This is a genomic window from Nocardia sp. NPDC006982 (genome assembly GCF_042869435.1).
Lineage (GTDB): Bacteria > Actinomycetota > Actinomycetes > Mycobacteriales > Mycobacteriaceae > Nocardia.
Genome location: NZ_JBIAFV010000004.1, coordinates 297,733 through 314,241, shown reverse-complemented (window position 1 = coordinate 314,241; position 16,509 = coordinate 297,733). Strand labels below are relative to the sequence as shown.

The following is a 16,509-nucleotide window of genomic DNA, read 5'->3' as shown; positions in this document are numbered from 1 at the left end:
CCACGACCGTGGCGCGGTTCGGCGAGGTGGAGGTAACGGGGTGGACGAAACGCAGTCGCGGGCCGGTACGCGATTCGGACCCTACGAATTACGTGCACTGCTGGGCCGCGGCGGGATGGGGGAGGTCTACGAGGCGTACGACACGGTCAAGGACCGGGTGGTCGCGGTCAAACTGCTGCCCATGGCGCTGGCCGACGATCCGCGGTTCCAGCAGCGATTCCGGCACGAATCCCGGGTCGCCGCGCGACTGGCCGAACCGCACGTCATCCCGATTCACGACTGGGGCGAGATCGACGGTGTGCTCTATATCGATATGCGGCTGGTCCGGGGCAGCGATCTGCGCTCGGTGCTGCGCGACAAGGGGCCACTGAGCCCCACCCGTGCGGTCGGCATCATCGAACAGGTCGCGGCCGCCCTCGATGCCGCGCATGCCGAGGGTTTGGTGCATCGCGACGTCAAACCCGCCAATATCCTGGTCACCCCCTCGGATTTCGCGTACCTCGCCGACTTCGGCATCGCCCGCTCCGAGCGCGACCCCAGCGTCACCGCGACCGGCCAAGCCATCGGCTCCTACAGCTACATCGCGCCGGAACGATTCGACACCGCACCGATCGGCGGCACCGCCGACGTCTACTCCCTGGCCTGCGTGCTGTTCGAATGCCTCACCGGTGCACAACCTTTTCCGGCCGACGGCATGAGTTCGCTCATCCGAGCCCACCTTTCGACACCACCACCCCGCCCGACCACCAAACGAGCCGGACTGCCCGGCGCACTGGACGAGGTAATTTCCCGCGGCATGGCGAAGGAACCCGCCGATCGCTACCCAACGGCCCGCGCGCTCGCCTCGGCGGCCAGAGCTGCGGTATCGGGCACATCGTCCGTGCCGAACTCGGACTTGCCCACCGCCGAGATCTCCAACCCACAGCCTGCCCCAGCGACCATCATCTTCCCGACCTTCGGACCGCAATCGACGATCGATCGGCAGCCGCCGAACTGGCCACAGCAGTCAGCCGGGTCGCAATCAGCAGTCGGTCCGCAGCAGTCGGGTGGATCGCAGCAGTCGGGTGGTCCGCCGCGGGCGAGTGATTCCCAGCAGTCGGGTGGGCCGCAATCGGTAGGTGGTTCGCTGCGTGCTGGTGGATCGCAGTGGGCCGGGGGTTCGCAATCGACGAGCGGACCGCAGTCGCCGGGCGGTTCACAATTGGCGGGCGGTTCGCAGACGAGCGGTCCGGCATCGGCGACTGGGCTGCAGTCGGGTGGCTCGCAATCGGTAAGTGGTTTGCAGCAGTCTGGTGGGCCGCAGCAGTCAGGTGACCCGCGGCAGTCAGGCGGGCCGTGGCAGGCGGACGGTTTGGCGCCGGAGAGTGGGCCGCAGCGGGCAGGTGGTACACCGTCGGCGAGTGACGGTCCGCCGATGGCGGGCGGGCTGCCGTCGGCGAGTGGTCCGCGGTCGACGGGCGGTCCGCGACGGACGGGAGGCCAGCCGCAAGGGAGCGGTTCGCAACAATCGACCAGACCTCAGTCGCATATCGGGCCGCACTCCGCCAGCGGACCGCAGCAGATCACCGGACTCGAGCCGACGTACGTGCCCCGGCACTCATCGGATCCGATGCGCAGCGAAATTCCACCGCATGACGCGACCACCGAGGCACTGTCGAGAACCGTCGGCATGCCGATGCCCCAATCCGACGCACCGTATCCACCGGATCCGACACCCATTCCTGCGCGTCGATCGATGCGCATCGTCTGGATCTGCGCGGTGCTTGTAATCCTGGCGATCGGGGGGATTATCGGTTGGCAGGTGCACAACGCAAGCCGGCATTTCGGCCAACCGGCGACCACGACCATGCCCGCACACCTGCCCGCCGGTGCGAAACCGTGCGCCCAGCTGTATCCGGCGCTCGGCCGCTTCACCTCGTCCGCGATCGGCACCACCGTCACCAGTTGCGCCTTCGCCGAGGAGGTGCGCAAGGCGTACGCGAACGGTGGTGACAGCACTATTACCGATCGGTCGGTCATGGCGCACAGCCCGATCAACAATCGGGATTACAAGATGAATTGCACGGCCGGTGATCAATTCGCGACCTGCAGCGGCGGCGAGAACGCCATCGTCTATGTGTATTGAGTCGTAGCCGTTACCCGGTGTTCACGGGGGTGCGACCGCGCGATCGCGCGAAGCGGTGCAAGATATGCGCCATGCGCATCGGAGTGTTGACCGGAGGCGGCGACTGTCCAGGACTGAACGCGGTCATCCGTGCCGTCGTTCGCACCGCGAACGGACGCTACGGGGACGCGATCATCGGATTCCAGGACGGCTGGCGCGGGCTACTCGAAGACCGAAAGATCACCATTCAGAACGACGATCGCACCGACCGCCTGCTCACCAAGGGCGGCACGATGCTCGGCACCGCTCGCACCAATCCTGACAAACTGCATGCCGGACTGGACCAGATCAAACGCACCCTCGATGACAACGGGATCGAGGCGCTGATCCCGATCGGCGGCGAGGGCACGCTCACCGCCGCGAGTTGGCTGTCCGACGAAGGCGTCCCGGTGGTCGGCGTCCCGAAGACCATCGATAACGACATCGACTGCACCGACGTCACTTTCGGCCACGACACCGCGCTGTCCATCGCCTCCGAGGCCATCGACCGGCTGCACACCACCGCGGAATCGCATCAGCGCGTCATGCTGGTCGAGGTGATGGGCCGCCACGCGGGCTGGATCGCGATCAACTCGGGTGTGGCGGCCGGCGCGCACCTCACGTTGGTTCCCGAGGTGCCTTTCGACGTGGACGAGGTGTGCTCGATGATCAAGCGCCGCTTCCAGCGCGGCGATAAGCACTTCATCTGCGTGGTGGCCGAGGGCGCGCATCCGGCCCCGGATTCCGGATTCGCTCTGCTCGAGGGTGGCATCGACGAATTCGGCCACGAACGGTTCACCGGTGTCGCCCAGCAGTTGGGCACCGAGATCGAACGCCGCATCGGCAAAGAGGTCCGCACCACCGTGCTCGGTCACGTCCAACGTGGCGGCAGCCCGACCCCGTACGACCGGGTGCTGGCGACCCGCTTCGGTCTGCATGCCGCCGAAGCCGTACATGCCGGACAATTCGGCCAAATGGTTGCTCTGCACGGCACTTCCATCGATCTGGTTCCGTTGTCCGAGGCCACCAAGCAACTCAAGCGGGTGCCCACCGAGCGCTACCGTGAAGCTGAGGCATTTTTCGGCTGATTCCAGCGGTTGTTGCACAATCGAGACCTGCCGAATTCCTTGTCGCACAGCTACTCTGGTCGTCGTGGCTCAACTCCAGGTATCCGACCTGCCCACCGATGCTGTCGCCGTATTCCGCCGCCGTGCTCGCATCGCGGGCATATCGATCGAAGCTCAGGTCCGTCAGGAACTGATCGCAATGGCGCATCGGCGAACTTCCGTGGACACGATCGTGGAATTCCTGGAAGCCCAGGGCCGCGATCTGACCCCGCAATTCGACTCCGATGCGGTAACCCTCATCCAGGTCTACGATCTGCCCGCCGACGCCCTCGGCATGTTCGGTCGCCGTGCCCGCGCCGCCGAACTCCCGCTCGGCGCCTACGTCCGCCGTGAACTCCTCGCCATCGCACGCCGCGGCGGCATGTCGGACGCCATGCTGGAATTTCAAGAGGCACAAGAAGACGACCCCACCCTCGAACTCGACATGGACGCGATCGCCGCCGCGGTCCGATACGCCCGCGCGGACTGAACCTCGCCCCGGCGTTTCGCTGGCGCGGGGGCGATCGGGGCGGCGGTTGCAGGGGGAATGGGAGCGATTGTCACGCCGGTTCGAGGCGCGGGCGGAGGTGATTGCCGCGCAACGATATCGGTTCGCTGAGCGGTCCTGCGCCGGTGTGGTGGGCGTGACCGTGAGGCCGCGCGCCCCGGAGTTCGTCCGAATTGTCCGCGCGGATCGGTAATGTTGTGGAATGCGCACTGGGCGATGGCTCGTCTCGGTTCTGGTCCTGATCGTTGCGTTGGTGGCGGGCTGTTCGTCATCGGATAAGGGCCAGACCCGGTCGTTGACCGGGGATTGGCACGGGTCCATCGAGGTGCCCGGCGCACCGTTGGCGGTGGGGGTGAGTTTCGCCGACAACGGCAGTGCCACCATCGACATCCCGTCGCAGGGTGTGAATGGCGCGGAGCTGAAAGATGTTTCCGCCGAACCGGATCGGGTGGCGTTCGCGATTCCGAACACTCCGGGCGATGCGGTGTTCGACGGCAAATTCGACAAGGATGCCAACCGGATCAGCGGTCAGTTCCGGCAAGCGGGCCAGAGCGTGCCATTGACGTTCGAGCCCGGCAAGATCGGGACGTCCGCGCATCCGCAGGAGCCGAAACCGCCGTACCCCTACCGCTCCGAGGACGTCACCTACCGCAACGGCGATATCGCCATCGCGGGCACACTGACTCTGCCCGAGGGCAACGGCCCCTTCCCGGCAATCCTGATGATCTCCGGCAGCGGCCCCCAGGACCGCAACGAAGAACTCATGGGCCACAAGCCTTTCCTGCTGCTGGCCGACACCTACACTCGTGCGGGTTATGCCGTACTGCGTACCGATGACCGCGGCGTCGGCGGTACCAGCGGCAAACTCGACGACGCCACATACAGCGATCTCGCCGCGGATGCGGCCGCCGGGGTGCGCTTCCTGCGCGCCCGCCCGGATATCGACCCGGCCCGCGTCGGACTGTTCGGCCATAGTGAGGGCGGCTATCTCGCACCCCTGGTGGCATCCCGCCCGGACAGCGGCGTCGCCTTCGCGATCCTGATGGCGGGCCCCTCGGTACCCGGCTGGGAGGTGCTGATCGAGCAGAACCGCGCACTGCTCAGCGCGGCGGGCGCAACGCAGTCCCAAATCGATGATCAGGTCACCTACATCACCGACTGGACCAATCTGATCCGCGCCGGTGACCTGGCCGCCGCCAAGGACCTCGCCTACCGCCACAACGAATCCCTCCCGCCGAACCAGCGCGCCTCCGCGGAAACCCTCGACGCCTACAACACCACGTACATGGCGTCCTTCATCACCTACGATCCGGCCACCGCGCTCTCCGCCCTGCGCATCCCGGTCCTCGCCTTCTTCGGCACCAAGGACATGCAGGTCCTCGCCACCCAGAACGAACAACCGATGCGCGACCGCCTGACCGCCGACCCGGACGCCACCGTGCACGTCTTCCCCGACCTGAACCACCTCATGCAACCCGCCAACTCCGGCCTGCCCAGCGAATACACCGGCATCGAAACCACCATCGCCCCCGACGTGCTCACCTACACCACCACCTGGCTCACCCAACACACCCAACCCCGCTAGCGGACCGCCCCGCTGGTCCGGTGCCGCACAGCAGGTCGGCACTGGCGATGCGACAGTCCAGCCCATGCTTCGGCGAGACACGGCAGTCGACGGGTGCGGTCGCTTGGCGAGGGCGGCGGGCGGGTCAATAGACTGATCGCTATGAGTGCACCCACCGTCGACTTGATGGACTATGCCGATGTCATCGACCGGTTCGAGCCGGTGCTCGGCATGGAGGTTCACGTCGAGCTGAACACCGCCACCAAGATGTTCTGCGGTTGTCCGACCGAGTTCGGTGCGGAGCCGAACACCCAGGTATGCCCGGTGTGCCTCGGTCTGCCCGGCTCGCTGCCGGTGGTGAACGAGCAGGCCGTGGCGTCGGCGATCCGGATCGGGCTGGCCCTGAATTGCGCGATCACCCCGTGGGGCCGGTTCGCGCGCAAGAACTACTTCTACCCGGACCAGCCGAAGAACTACCAGATCAGCCAATACGACGAGCCGATCGCCACCAACGGTCACCTCGACGTGGTTCTCGACGATGGCAGTACTTTCCGTGTCGAGATCGAGCGCGCGCATATGGAGGAGGACACCGGCAAGTCCACCCACATCGGTGGCTCGACCGGCCGCATCCACGGCGCGAGTCACTCGCTGCTGGACTACAACCGGGCCGGCGTGCCGCTCATCGAGATCGTCACCAAGCCGATCACCGGCGCGGGGGAGCGAGCACCGGAAGTGGCGCGCGCCTACGTGACCGCGCTGCGTGAGGTCCTGAAGTCGCTGCAGGTCTCCGACGTCAAAATGGAGCAGGGCTCGCTGCGTTGCGATGCCAACGTTTCGCTGATGTCCATCGGCGCGACGGAATTCGGCACCCGCACCGAGACCAAGAACGTCAACTCGCTCAAGAGCGTCGAGGTCGCGGTTCGCTTCGAAATGCGCCGTCAGGCCGCCATTCTCGCCGACGGCGGTTCGATCGTGCAGGAGACCAGGCACTTCCACGAGAGCGACGGCACCACCTCGCCCGGTCGCCGCAAGGAGACCGCCGAGGACTACCGCTACTTCCCCGAGCCGGACCTGGAACCCGTTGCGCCCGCAGAGGATTGGGTAGAGCAGCTGCGCGGCACCATCCCGGAGTACCCGTGGCTGCGCCGCGCGCGCATCCAGTCCGACTGGGGATTGTCCGACGAGGTCATGCGCGACCTGGTGAACGCGGGCGCGCTGGACCTGATCATCGCGACCGTCGATGCGGGCGCTCCGGCCAACGAGGCCCGCTCGTGGTGGGTCGCCTACCTCACCGAAAAGGCCAAGGAGCGTGAGGCTTCCCTGGAGGAATTGCCGATCACGCCCGCCCAGGTGGCCGAGGTGATCAAGCTCGTCGAATCGAAGACGGTGAACAACAAGGTCGCCAAGCAGGTCGTCGACTTCGTGCTCGCGGGCGAGGGTGATCCGGCGAAGATCGTCGAGACCAAGGGCCTCGGCATGGTCAGCGACGAGACCGCGCTGCAGGCGGAGGTGCAGAAGGCACTCGAGGCCAATCCCGATATCGCCGCGAAGATCCGCTCGGGCAAGGTACAGGCCGCGGGCAAGATCGTCGGTGACGTCATGAAGGCGACGCGCGGCCAAGCCGATGCGGCTCGCGTGCGTGAACTCGTGCTCGAGGCCTGCGCCTGAGTTCGGTCCGCACCGGCGGTTTCCCGACGAAGCCAACTGAAGTGGGCGGGTCCCTAAGGACCCGCCCACTTTGCGATCGGCGCGGTTAGTCCGGCCCGGTGCCCTGCGACGGCGGCGGGATCTTGATCACCCGATCGTCGAACGGCCCGTGATTATCGTCATTGTTGACGGTGGTCGCCCAGATGGTGCCGTCCGCACCGGCCGCCGCACCGCCGAGCCTGCCGTATTTGTCCTGCACGGTGAACGTCGGCGCCGCGGTGATCGCGTGGGTATTCGCATCCGGATTCGCGATCGCCAGCGCCTTCGCCCCCGACATCGCGATCGCCACCACATCGGGTCCGGCCGCGCAGCCACCAACGCCGGGCCGATCCGGCCAAGTCCACGCGGTGGTGATCGATCCGTCCCGGCCCAAGCGCTGCAGACGATCCTCGGTCGGGGTGCGATCGGTGATCCAGACGCTGTCCTTACCGTCGTCGCACAGATCTCCCGCCGTGCCGAGGCCGGACACCACGACCTCCGGATTGGCTCCCGGCGACGGTGAATTGATCCGTAATACCTTCCCGGCCAACGACGACGGCGCACTTGCCAGACCGGGATTGCCCGCATCGCCGGTCAGTACCAACAGTTCGGTCGGCGAAATGAATTCCAGCGCACCGTGATTACCGACCGACCCCTTCGGAATTCCGGTGAGGATGGTCTTCGGCGGCCCGTTCTCCGCGATGCGCACCACCCGGTTGTCGGATGCGGTGGTGATGTAGGCGTATATGAGTCCGTCCTCGCGGTAAGTCGGCGAGAGGGCGATATCGGAGATGCCGCCGTCCCCGGAGCCGTCCACATCGACCTGGCCGACCAGAATCGGCGGCGACTGCGGATCGCTCGGATCCACCGCGACCGTCTTGTAGATGCGTCCGGTGCGTCGCTCGGTGACCAGCGCATCCTCGCCGATCGAGATGATGCCCGCGGTGGAATCCAGGCAGGTTGTGATCACATTCGGATCCGGATCGATGCACGGGCCGGTCGGGCGCGGACGCTGCGAGGGGCTCTGCTGCGGCGATTTGGGTTCGGCGGGGTTGAAGGTCGGTTCGGGTGTGAACGGGCTGGAGGCGGAATCGTCGAATCGGGCGCAGCCGACCAGCAGGACGGAGCCGAGCGCCAGGCTCAGGGCGATACGCCCAGCGACAACCAAACTCATGGTTCAGACGTTACGGAAACCGCGGCCGATGTGCCGCTCCGGGTCGATAAACGGACACGCCGTCGCATCGAGACCGCCCACGCGGGCGCAAGGCCGCATAGGGTATCGACCGTGACCGAAGAGCCCAAAGACACATCCGCGCCCAAAACCGAGGGCGCGGCCTCGCCCACGGATGAGCAGTCGGCGGTGTCGTCCACCGGTCGTGGCGTGACCAGTCCCTACGATTCACCCACCGGCGTGCTGCCCAGACTGTCATCCGATACCGCGCGGAGCGGCCCCGAACTGACCAAGGATGTGCCGCGCACCGAGGAGGAACTCGGGCTCGATCCGGAGATCCCTTCGGTCGGTGAACAGACCAGGGCGAACGAAGCCGCGTCCTACTCCTACGCCAGCATCCCGCCCGCCCCGAACGCGTCCGGCGGCGAGCCGAGCCGCCCGCTGCGCCGCCGCAATGGCGACGCCCGCCGCGGCACTCTCGACCTCGGCCTGTTCGTGCTGCGCCTCGTCGTCGGCGGCACCTTCATCTACCACGGCCTGCAGAAGCTCACCACTTGGTTCAACGGCCAGGGCCTGGACAACACCCGCGACATGATGGCCTCGGGCGGCTGGGATCACGCGACCCTCTCGACCATCCTGGTCATCGCCGGTGAAGTCGGTGGCGGCGGACTGCTTGTCCTCGGTCTGGCCACTCCGCTCGCCGCGGGTGCGGTGCTCGCGGTGATCATCGACGCGTGGCTGTGGAAGCAGGGCATGATCCCCGGCTTCCAGTACAAGTCCTCGGTCAAGAGTGGTGTGGAACTGGAGTCCATCCTCGCGGGCACCGCGGTCGTCCTGCTGCTGACCGGACCGGGCCGCCTGTCCTTCGACCGCAACCGCGGCTGGGCCACCCGCCCCGCCTACGGTTCCTTCGTAGTCCTCATCCTGGCCGTGGCCGCCGCCATCGGCACCTGGTACTGGCTCCATGGCGGCAACCCGCTGACCGGGATCGGCCCGTTCAAGTAAACCTGCCCAATTCCACTGGCGCCCTTCGTCTTCGAGGGGCGCCCTTCGTTTCTGGGCGATGTTTGGTGGGGCACAAGGGATGCTGCGTCTCAGCGCTGATACCGACCGACGTCATCTGCTGGCGCGTAGTGCCTGTGCCGAGCACATGCGTCCGCGATCGCCGACTGTGTCCGTAGTCGGGCCGCTGTTCGACGGCGATGTTGTCGGAACGCAAGCCGTGTCACTCGCAGCGACACCGACGCGCCGATTCAAAGGTCGACGCAAGTGCATGTCTCCTGCGGCGGAACGTCGAGCCGGTGGACGGCCGCAATCCTGTTGGCTGGAATGCGAACGGCGTCCCCCATGCAAGCACGAGGGACGCCGTCGAGTGTCGGGTAATTACGGCACGCGCCGCACGGCACCCTTGTCGGCGGAGGTCGCGAGTGCGGCATAGGCACGCAGCGCGGTGGTCACCGGACGCACCCGATCGACCGGCTGCCAAGGCCGTTCGGACGCTTCCATTTTCGCGCGGCGTTCGGCCAGCACGGCATCATCGACGAGCACCTCGAGGGTGCGCGTGGTGACGTCGATGCGGATCTGGTCGCCGTTCTCGATCAGGCCGATGGCGCCGCCACTGGCCGCCTCGGGCGACATGTGGCCGATCGACAAACCGGAGGTGCCACCGGAGAAGCGGCCGTCGGTGATCAGCGCGCATTTCTTGCCGAGACCGGCGCCCTTCAGGAATGCGGTGGGGTGCAGCATTTCCTGCATACCCGGGCCGCCCGCGGGGCCCTCGTAGCGGACCACGATCACATCGCCCGGCTTGATCTTCTTGCCGAGGATCGCCGAAACGGCCTCCTCCTGCGACTCCACCACCACGGCCGGACCCTGGAAGGTGAACAGCTCCTCGTCGATACCGGCGGTCTTGAGCACCGCACCGTCGGGTGCGATATTGCCGCGCAGCACGACCAGCCCGCCCTCCTTGGTGTAGGCGTGCTCGAGATCACGGATGCAGCCGCCCGCGGCGTCGGTGTCCAGCGACGACCACCGGTTGCTCGTGGAGAACGGCTCGGTCGTGCGCACCCCGCCCGGCGCGGCGTGGAACAGTTCGACGGCTTCCTCGGATGCCTTGCCGGAGCGGATATCCCAGGTGTCGAGCCATTCGTCGAAGCTCTTGGTGTGCACCGTGGTGACGTCGGTCTCCAGCAGTCCGGCCCGGCGCAGCTCGCCGAGGATGGCCGGAATGCCACCGGCCCGGTGCACGTCCTCCATGTGGTAATCCGAGTTGGGGGAGACCTTGGACAGCGTCGGCACCTGGCGGCTGGTCTCCTCGATGGTCGACAGATCGAAGTCGATCTCACCCTCCTGCGCGGCGGCCAGGGTGTGCAGCACCGTATTGGTGGAACCGCCCATCGCCACGTCCAGCGCCATCGCATTGCGGAAGGCCTTGGCATTGGCCACGTTCCGCGGCAGCACCGACGCATCGTCCTCGCGGTACCAGCGATTCGCGATATCGACGATCACGGTGCCCGCCCGCTCGAACAGCGCGTGCCGGGCGGCATGGGTGGCCAGCGTGGATCCGTTGCCGGGCAAGGCGAGTCCGAGCGCCTCGGTGAGGCAGTTCATCGAATTCGCGGTGAACATGCCCGAGCAGGAGCCACAGGTCGGACACGCGCTGCGCTCGACCTCGGACAGGCCTTCCTCGCTGACATTCATATTGGCGCTGGCCGCGATCGCGGTGATCAGATCGGTCGGCGCCTGTGCGACACCGCCGACGACCACGGCCTTACCGGCCTCCATCGGCCCGCCGGAAACAAAGACGGCCGGGATGTTCAGGCGCATAGCGGCATTGAGCATGCCGGGCGTGATCTTGTCGCAGTTGGAGATGCACACCAGCGCGTCGGCGGTGTGTGCGTTGGCCATGTATTCGACCGAATCGGCGATGATTTCACGCGAGGGCAGCGAGTAGAGCATGCCGCCGTGGCCCATCGCGATGCCGTCGTCGACCGCGATGGTGTGGAACTCTCGCGGTACACCGCCCGCGGCGCGCACCGCGTCCGCGACGATCTCACCGACATTCTTCAGATGCACGTGGCCCGGTACGAACTGCGTGTAGGAGTTCGCGATGGCGACGATCGGCTTACCGAAGTCGGAGTCGGTCATACCGGTGGCGCGCCAGAGTGCGCGCGCGCCCGCGGCATTGCGGCCGATGGTGGTTGTCCGTGAACGAAGCGGTGGCATGTAAATCCTCGGGAGGTCGCGGGGGCTGATGTGCGACTGCGCGGAGTTCGCTCACTGAGCGAATTCAGCGACCGACCACGTTACTCCTGCGCGCGGCAGGGATTTCGGGGCGGTCGACGGCACTGCTCGCCATCGGTGTGTGGTTCGGGATGGTGTCGCCGCGAGGGTGGTCGTCGGCGCGGACGGTGTCATCGGCCGTGTCGGTTCCGGCACCGTCGGTATCCACTGGTCCGGTGCGTGCGGGCGGGGATTGTTCGTCCGACGCGGTCACCGGATCGCGCATCCGGCAGCGAGCCTACCTGGCCGCGGTCCTATCCCCGCCGCTGGTGAACCACAAGTCGTCGGAGTCGCGCGCGTCGATCGTTACGCGTCGGAGTCGCGCACGTCGGTGTCGGAGTCGCGCGCCGCGATTTCGGTGGCAGGTGCTTCGACGTCGGCGCCGGCCCCTTCCGCCTCGGCTTCGGCCGCTTCCGCGTTCGCCTCGGGCTCGGTCGCTTCCGCCTTGGCTTCGGCTTCGGGCGCTTCAATCCCGGCCTTGGTCGACTCGGCCTCGTCCTCGCTCTTGCGCGCTTCGTACTCCGCCTCCCGTGCCGCCGCCTCCGCCGCGAACAGATCCGGAATCCGGCCGTTCGACGCGCGGATCAGATCACGCAACCGGTCGTAGCTGACCGCGGGCAGCTTCACCTCGGTGTCATCGGTGAGATGGGCACGCACGAACCCGCGCTTGGGAATGCCGACGCCCGCGACCTGTGTCCAGTCGAGGTGCCGCGAACCGAAAACCGTGCGCAGATCCAGCCCGTCCTCGGACACCGTGGTGCGCGTGCGTTCGATCCACACCACTGCCGCGACCGGGAGCAGTAGCAGCCACCACAGTCCGATCGGCCAGCCGACGAAGGCGAAGAAGACACAGAACAGCAGTACGAGCACACCGAGGTGGGCCATCTGCGTAATGCGGATGACCTGCGCCGTCTGCGTCGGCTCGGTCGGTTCCGGCAAACTACCCGTCTCCGATCCCGCCGCGGGCGTGTGGGACGATTTAGCCGGTGGCACGGACTGATGCGGTGATGACACACCACCATCCTCGCATCATGGTGAACGGACTCGAGCACCCGCTCGGTCTCACATAATGAGACCTGTTTGACTGATCGACTCGCGCACACATACCGTCATGCGCGTGAATCGAAACGAGTTGCTCGTAATCGGCCGGCGCGTCCAGCGTTGAGCCTGACTACCTGAGTCGAATACGTCAGCTCGCGTTGCGACGCGCCACCCTCGAACAGCCATGCGCTGTCGGGGGCTTTTTTGTGTTCGGGACAAAAGTCCTGGCATGTGGCCGCTTCGCAAGGCACCACGTGCAAGCACAGTTGTCCGGGGTCTAGTACGAACAGTGAGGAACGAAGACGGTGAGTGCACCAACCGCACGGCCCGGGCCCTCGGCCCGCAGGCCTGCGCCTTCGGCGAATCAGCAGGCCGCGCCCGCTGGCGGTCCGACCAACGCGGCGAACCGCCGCCAGGTCCCGCCCGAGCGGGTCACCGGCGCGCAGTCCGTCGTCCGCTCCCTCGAGGAGCTCGGCGTCGACACGGTATTCGGCATTCCCGGCGGCGCGATTCTCCCGGTCTACGACCCGCTCTTCGATTCCACCAAGGTCCGTCACGTCCTCGTCCGGCACGAGCAGGGCGCGGGGCACGCCGCCACCGGCTATGCGCAGGCCACCGGCAAGGTCGGCGTCTGCATGGCCACCTCCGGTCCGGGCGCGACCAACCTGGTCACCCCGATCGCCGACGCGCAGATGGACTCGGTTCCGATCGTCGCCATCACCGGCCAGGTCGGGCGCGGCCTGATCGGCACCGACGCATTCCAGGAAGCCGATATCTCCGGCATCACCATGCCGATCACCAAGCACAACTTCCTCATCACCGATGGCATCGACATCCCGCGCATGATCGCGGAGGCCTTCTACCTGGCCTCGTCCGGTCGTCCGGGCGCGGTGCTCGTCGACATCCCGAAGGACGTGCTGCAGGCGCAGACCACCTTCAGCTGGCCGCCGGAGATGCGGCTGCCCGGCTACCGTCCGGTGACCAAACCGCACGGTAAGCAGGTGCGCGAGGCCGCGCGGATGATCCTGGAGTCCAAGCAGCCGGTGCTCTACGTCGGCGGCGGCGTGATCAAGGCCGACGCCTCGCCCCAGCTGCTGGAGCTGGCCGAACTGACCGGCATCCCGGTGGTCACCACCCTGATGGCACGTGGTGCGTTCCCGGACAGCCACCAGCTCAACATGGGCATGCCGGGCATGCACGGCACCGTCGGCGCCGTCGCCGCCCTGCAGAAGTCCGATCTGCTGATCACCCTCGGCGCGCGTTTCGACGACCGCGTCACCGGTCAGCTGGACTCCTTCGCGCCCGACGCGAAAATCATCCACGCCGATATCGACCCGGCCGAGATCGGTAAGAACCGGCACGCCGATGTCCCGATCGTCGGCGACTGCCGCGAGGTGATCGTCGAACTGATCGAAACGCTGAAGGCCGACCCCGCCGGCGCGCCGAAGCTGGACCTCACCGACTGGTGGCAGTACCTCGACGGCATCCGCAAGAGCTACCCGCTCGGCTGGACGACGCCGAGTGACGGCTCGCTGTCGCCGGAATTCGTCATCGATGCGCTGGGCCGCCTGGCCGGACCCGACGCCATCTACTGCGCCGGCGTCGGTCAACACCAGATGTGGGCCGCGCAGTTCATCAAGTACGAAAAGCCGCGCACCTGGCTGAATTCCGGTGGTCTCGGCACCATGGGCTACGCCGTCCCGGCCGCCATGGGCGCCAAGATGGGCGCGCCGGACAAAGAGGTGTGGGCGGTCGACGGTGACGGCTGCTTCCAGATGACCAACCAGGAGTTGGCCACCTGCGCCGTCGAGGGCGTGCCGATCAAGGTCGCGCTGATCAACAACGGCAACCTCGGCATGGTCCGCCAGTGGCAGACCCTGTTCTACGAGGAGCGCTACTCCAACACCGATCTGGGCACGCACTCCCTGCGCATCCCCGATTTCGTCAAACTCGCCGAAGCCCTCGGCTGCCACGGCATCCGGGTCGAGCGCGAGGAAGACGTGGAGGCCGCGATCCGCGAGGCGCAGTCCATCAACGACCGTCCCGTGGTGATCGATTTCATCGTCGGCAAGGACGCCCAGGTGTGGCCGATGGTCGCCGCGGGCACCAGCAACGACGAGATCATGGCCGCGCGCGGCATCCGCCCACTCTTCGACGAGGACGAGCAGGCCGCCGAGCCCGCCGTCATCCACGAGGCGATGTCGCACGACAAGAGCAAGGGGACCGAACAGTGAGTACGACTCACACCCTCAGCGTGCTGGTGGAGGATAAGCCGGGCGTGCTGGCACGGGTCGCGGCGCTGTTCTCCCGCCGCGGCTTCAATATCGAATCGCTGGCGGTCGGCGGCACCGAGATCCCGGAGATCTCACGCATGACCATCGTCGTCACGGTCGAGGATCTGCCGCTCGAGCAGGTCACCAAGCAGCTCAACAAGCTGGTCAACGTCATCAAGATCGTGGAGCAGGACGCCGACACCTCGGTCGCCCGCGAACTGATCCTGGTGAAGGTGCGTGCGGACGCCAGCGTGCGGACCCAGGTCATCGAGGTGGTTACGCTCTTCCGGGCGAAGGTGATCGACGTCTCGCCGGACGCGCTCACCGTCGAGGCGACCGGAACCCGGTCCAAGCTCGACGCACTGCTGCGGATGCTCGAGCCGTATGGCATCCGGGAGATCGTGCAGTCCGGTGTGGTGGCCGTGGGCCGCGGACCCAAGTCGATCACCGCGACTCGCTAACGCTCGCCGCGCTGTGTTCTTTGGGCCGGCCCAAAAGCGGGCTGGCCGGCTGAACCGCTTCGAACTAAACAACTTTCGACAAGAAGAACAAGAAGGGAACCTACAGTGGCAGTCGAGATGTTCTACGACGACGACGCCGACCTGTCGATCATCCAGGGCCGCAAGGTCGCTGTCATCGGCTACGGCAGCCAGGGCCACGCGCACTCGCTGAGCCTGCGCGACTCCGGCGTCGAGGTCCGCGTCGGCCTCGCTGAGGGTTCGAAGTCGCGGCCGAAGGCCGAAGAGGCGGGCCTGACCGTCGGCACCCCGGCGGAGGTTTCCGCGTGGGCCGACGTGATCATGGTGCTGGCCCCCGACACCGCCCAGGCGTCGATCTTCACCAACGACATCGAGCCCAACCTGAAGGACGGCGACGCGCTGTTCTTCGGCCACGGCCTCAACATCCACTTCGGCCTGATCAAGCCCCCGGCCAACGTGACCATCGGCATGGTCGCGCCGAAGGGCCCTGGCCACCTGGTGCGGCGCCAGTTCGTCGACGGCAAGGGCGTTCCGGCCCTGATCGCGGTCGAGCAGGATCCGAAGGGGGAGGGCCAGGCGCTGGCGCTGTCCTACGCCAAGGGCATCGGCGGCACCCGCGCCGGCGTCATCAAGACCACCTTCAAGGAAGAGACCGAGACCGACCTGTTCGGTGAGCAGGCCGTCCTCTGCGGTGGTACCGAAGAGCTGGTCAAGACCGGTTTCGAGGTCATGGTCGAGGCGGGCTACGCGCCGGAGATGGCGTACTTCGAGGTGCTGCACGAGCTCAAGCTCATCGTCGACCTGATGTACGAGGGCGGCATCGCCCGCATGAACTACTCGGTCTCCGACACCGCCGAATTCGGTGGCTACCTGTCGGGTCCGCGGGTCATCGACGCCGACACCAAGAAGCGCATGCAGGACATCCTGCGCGACATCCAGGACGGCACCTTCGTCAAGCGCCTCGTCGCCAATGTCGAGGGCGGCAACAAGGAGCTCGAGGCGCTGCGCAAGGCCAACGCCGAGCACCCGATCGAGGTCACCGGCGCCAAGCTGCGCGGCCTGATGAGCTGGGTCGACCGGCCGATCACCGAAACCGCGTAATACGCGCGAACAGCACAGTGGCCCATCCCGATTCGTCGGGGTGGGCCACTGTTGTTTCGGCGGGGCGCAATCGAAGAGTCGCGAAGCAACGCCGAAGTGGACTTCGGTGTTTGCGGCATTCGAGGCTATCGCAGATCGGCGTTTCTGGTCGGGAT

13 protein-coding genes are annotated in these 16,509 nt (G+C 66.6%); 9 read left to right on the top strand and 4 right to left on the bottom strand.

What is annotated here, in order from left to right; translation table 11 throughout:
* Positions 1 to 40: 40 nt before the first annotated feature.
* The 5 genes from ACFYOW_RS18460 to gatB all read left to right on the top strand — a co-directional run bounded on the left by ACFYOW_RS18460 (position 41) and on the right by gatB (position 6,989).
* Positions 41 to 2,125, top strand: coding sequence for a protein kinase (locus ACFYOW_RS18460; RefSeq protein ID WP_387289335.1), 2,085 nt, complete (start codon positions 41 to 43; stop codon positions 2,123 to 2,125).
* A 71-nt stretch (positions 2,126 to 2,196) separates the two neighbouring features.
* Positions 2,197 to 3,231 carry an ATP-dependent 6-phosphofructokinase gene (locus ACFYOW_RS18455; protein ID WP_387289333.1) on the top strand — a complete coding sequence of 345 codons (1,035 nt, stop codon included), beginning with the start codon at positions 2,197 to 2,199 and terminating at the stop codon, positions 3,229 to 3,231.
* Positions 3,232 to 3,295: 64 nt separating this feature from the next.
* Complete coding sequence (locus tag ACFYOW_RS18450; protein ID WP_387289331.1) at positions 3,296 to 3,739, top strand: hypothetical protein; 444 nt, start codon at positions 3,296 to 3,298, stop codon at positions 3,737 to 3,739.
* 220 nt (positions 3,740 to 3,959) lie between these two features.
* A complete protein-coding gene (locus tag ACFYOW_RS18445; RefSeq protein WP_387289329.1) occupies positions 3,960 to 5,342 on the top strand; it encodes an alpha/beta hydrolase family protein in 1,383 nt (460 codons plus the stop codon).
* A 141-nt stretch (positions 5,343 to 5,483) separates the two neighbouring features.
* On the top strand, positions 5,484 to 6,989 hold the full coding sequence (gene gatB, locus ACFYOW_RS18440; protein ID WP_387289327.1) for an Asp-tRNA(Asn)/Glu-tRNA(Gln) amidotransferase subunit GatB: 1,506 nt from the start codon (positions 5,484 to 5,486) through the stop codon (positions 6,987 to 6,989).
* Positions 6,990 to 7,074: 85 nt separating this feature from the next.
* Here the strand turns inward: gatB and ACFYOW_RS18435 are convergent, their stop codons facing one another.
* Entirely contained in the window at positions 7,075 to 8,181 is a 1,107-nt protein-coding gene (locus tag ACFYOW_RS18435; RefSeq protein ID WP_387289325.1) for a PQQ-dependent sugar dehydrogenase, read from the bottom strand.
* A gap of 111 nt (positions 8,182 to 8,292) precedes the next feature.
* Here ACFYOW_RS18435 and ACFYOW_RS18430 point away from each other — a divergent pair, with 111 nt between their 5' ends.
* Positions 8,293 to 9,183 carry a DoxX family protein gene (locus tag ACFYOW_RS18430; protein WP_387289323.1) on the top strand — a complete coding sequence of 297 codons (891 nt, stop codon included), beginning with the start codon at positions 8,293 to 8,295 and terminating at the stop codon, positions 9,181 to 9,183.
* Between the two features lie 378 nt (positions 9,184 to 9,561).
* Here ACFYOW_RS18430 and ilvD read toward each other — a convergent pair whose 3' ends face one another.
* The 3 genes from ilvD to ACFYOW_RS18415 all read right to left on the bottom strand — a co-directional run bounded on the left by ilvD (position 9,562) and on the right by ACFYOW_RS18415 (position 12,399).
* Positions 9,562 to 11,403 carry a dihydroxy-acid dehydratase gene (gene ilvD / locus ACFYOW_RS18425; RefSeq protein WP_387289322.1) on the bottom strand — a complete coding sequence of 614 codons (1,842 nt, stop codon included), beginning with the start codon at positions 11,401 to 11,403 and terminating at the stop codon, positions 9,562 to 9,564.
* 64 nt (positions 11,404 to 11,467) lie between these two features.
* Entirely contained in the window at positions 11,468 to 11,686 is a 219-nt protein-coding gene (locus ACFYOW_RS18420) for a hypothetical protein (RefSeq protein ID WP_387289320.1), read from the bottom strand.
* Positions 11,687 to 11,766: 80 nt separating this feature from the next.
* Positions 11,767 to 12,399 (bottom strand): PH domain-containing protein, encoded by a 633-nt coding sequence (locus tag ACFYOW_RS18415; RefSeq protein WP_387289318.1) that lies wholly within the window; start codon positions 12,397 to 12,399, stop codon positions 11,767 to 11,769.
* A 407-nt stretch (positions 12,400 to 12,806) separates the two neighbouring features.
* On the opposite strand from ACFYOW_RS18415, the gene ACFYOW_RS18410 reads away from it, so the two are divergent.
* The 3 genes from ACFYOW_RS18410 to ilvC all read left to right on the top strand — a co-directional run bounded on the left by ACFYOW_RS18410 (position 12,807) and on the right by ilvC (position 16,354).
* Positions 12,807 to 14,735, top strand: a complete 1,929-nt coding sequence (locus ACFYOW_RS18410) for an acetolactate synthase large subunit (RefSeq protein ID WP_387289316.1) — start codon at positions 12,807 to 12,809, stop codon at positions 14,733 to 14,735.
* Entirely contained in the window at positions 14,732 to 15,235 is a 504-nt protein-coding gene (gene ilvN / locus ACFYOW_RS18405) for an acetolactate synthase small subunit (protein ID WP_387289314.1), read from the top strand. The genes ACFYOW_RS18410 and ilvN overlap by 4 nt, the downstream gene beginning before the upstream one ends.
* A gap of 117 nt (positions 15,236 to 15,352) precedes the next feature.
* Entirely contained in the window at positions 15,353 to 16,354 is a 1,002-nt protein-coding gene (gene ilvC, locus ACFYOW_RS18400; RefSeq protein WP_174566238.1) for a ketol-acid reductoisomerase, read from the top strand.
* Positions 16,355 to 16,509 lie beyond the last annotated feature (155 nt).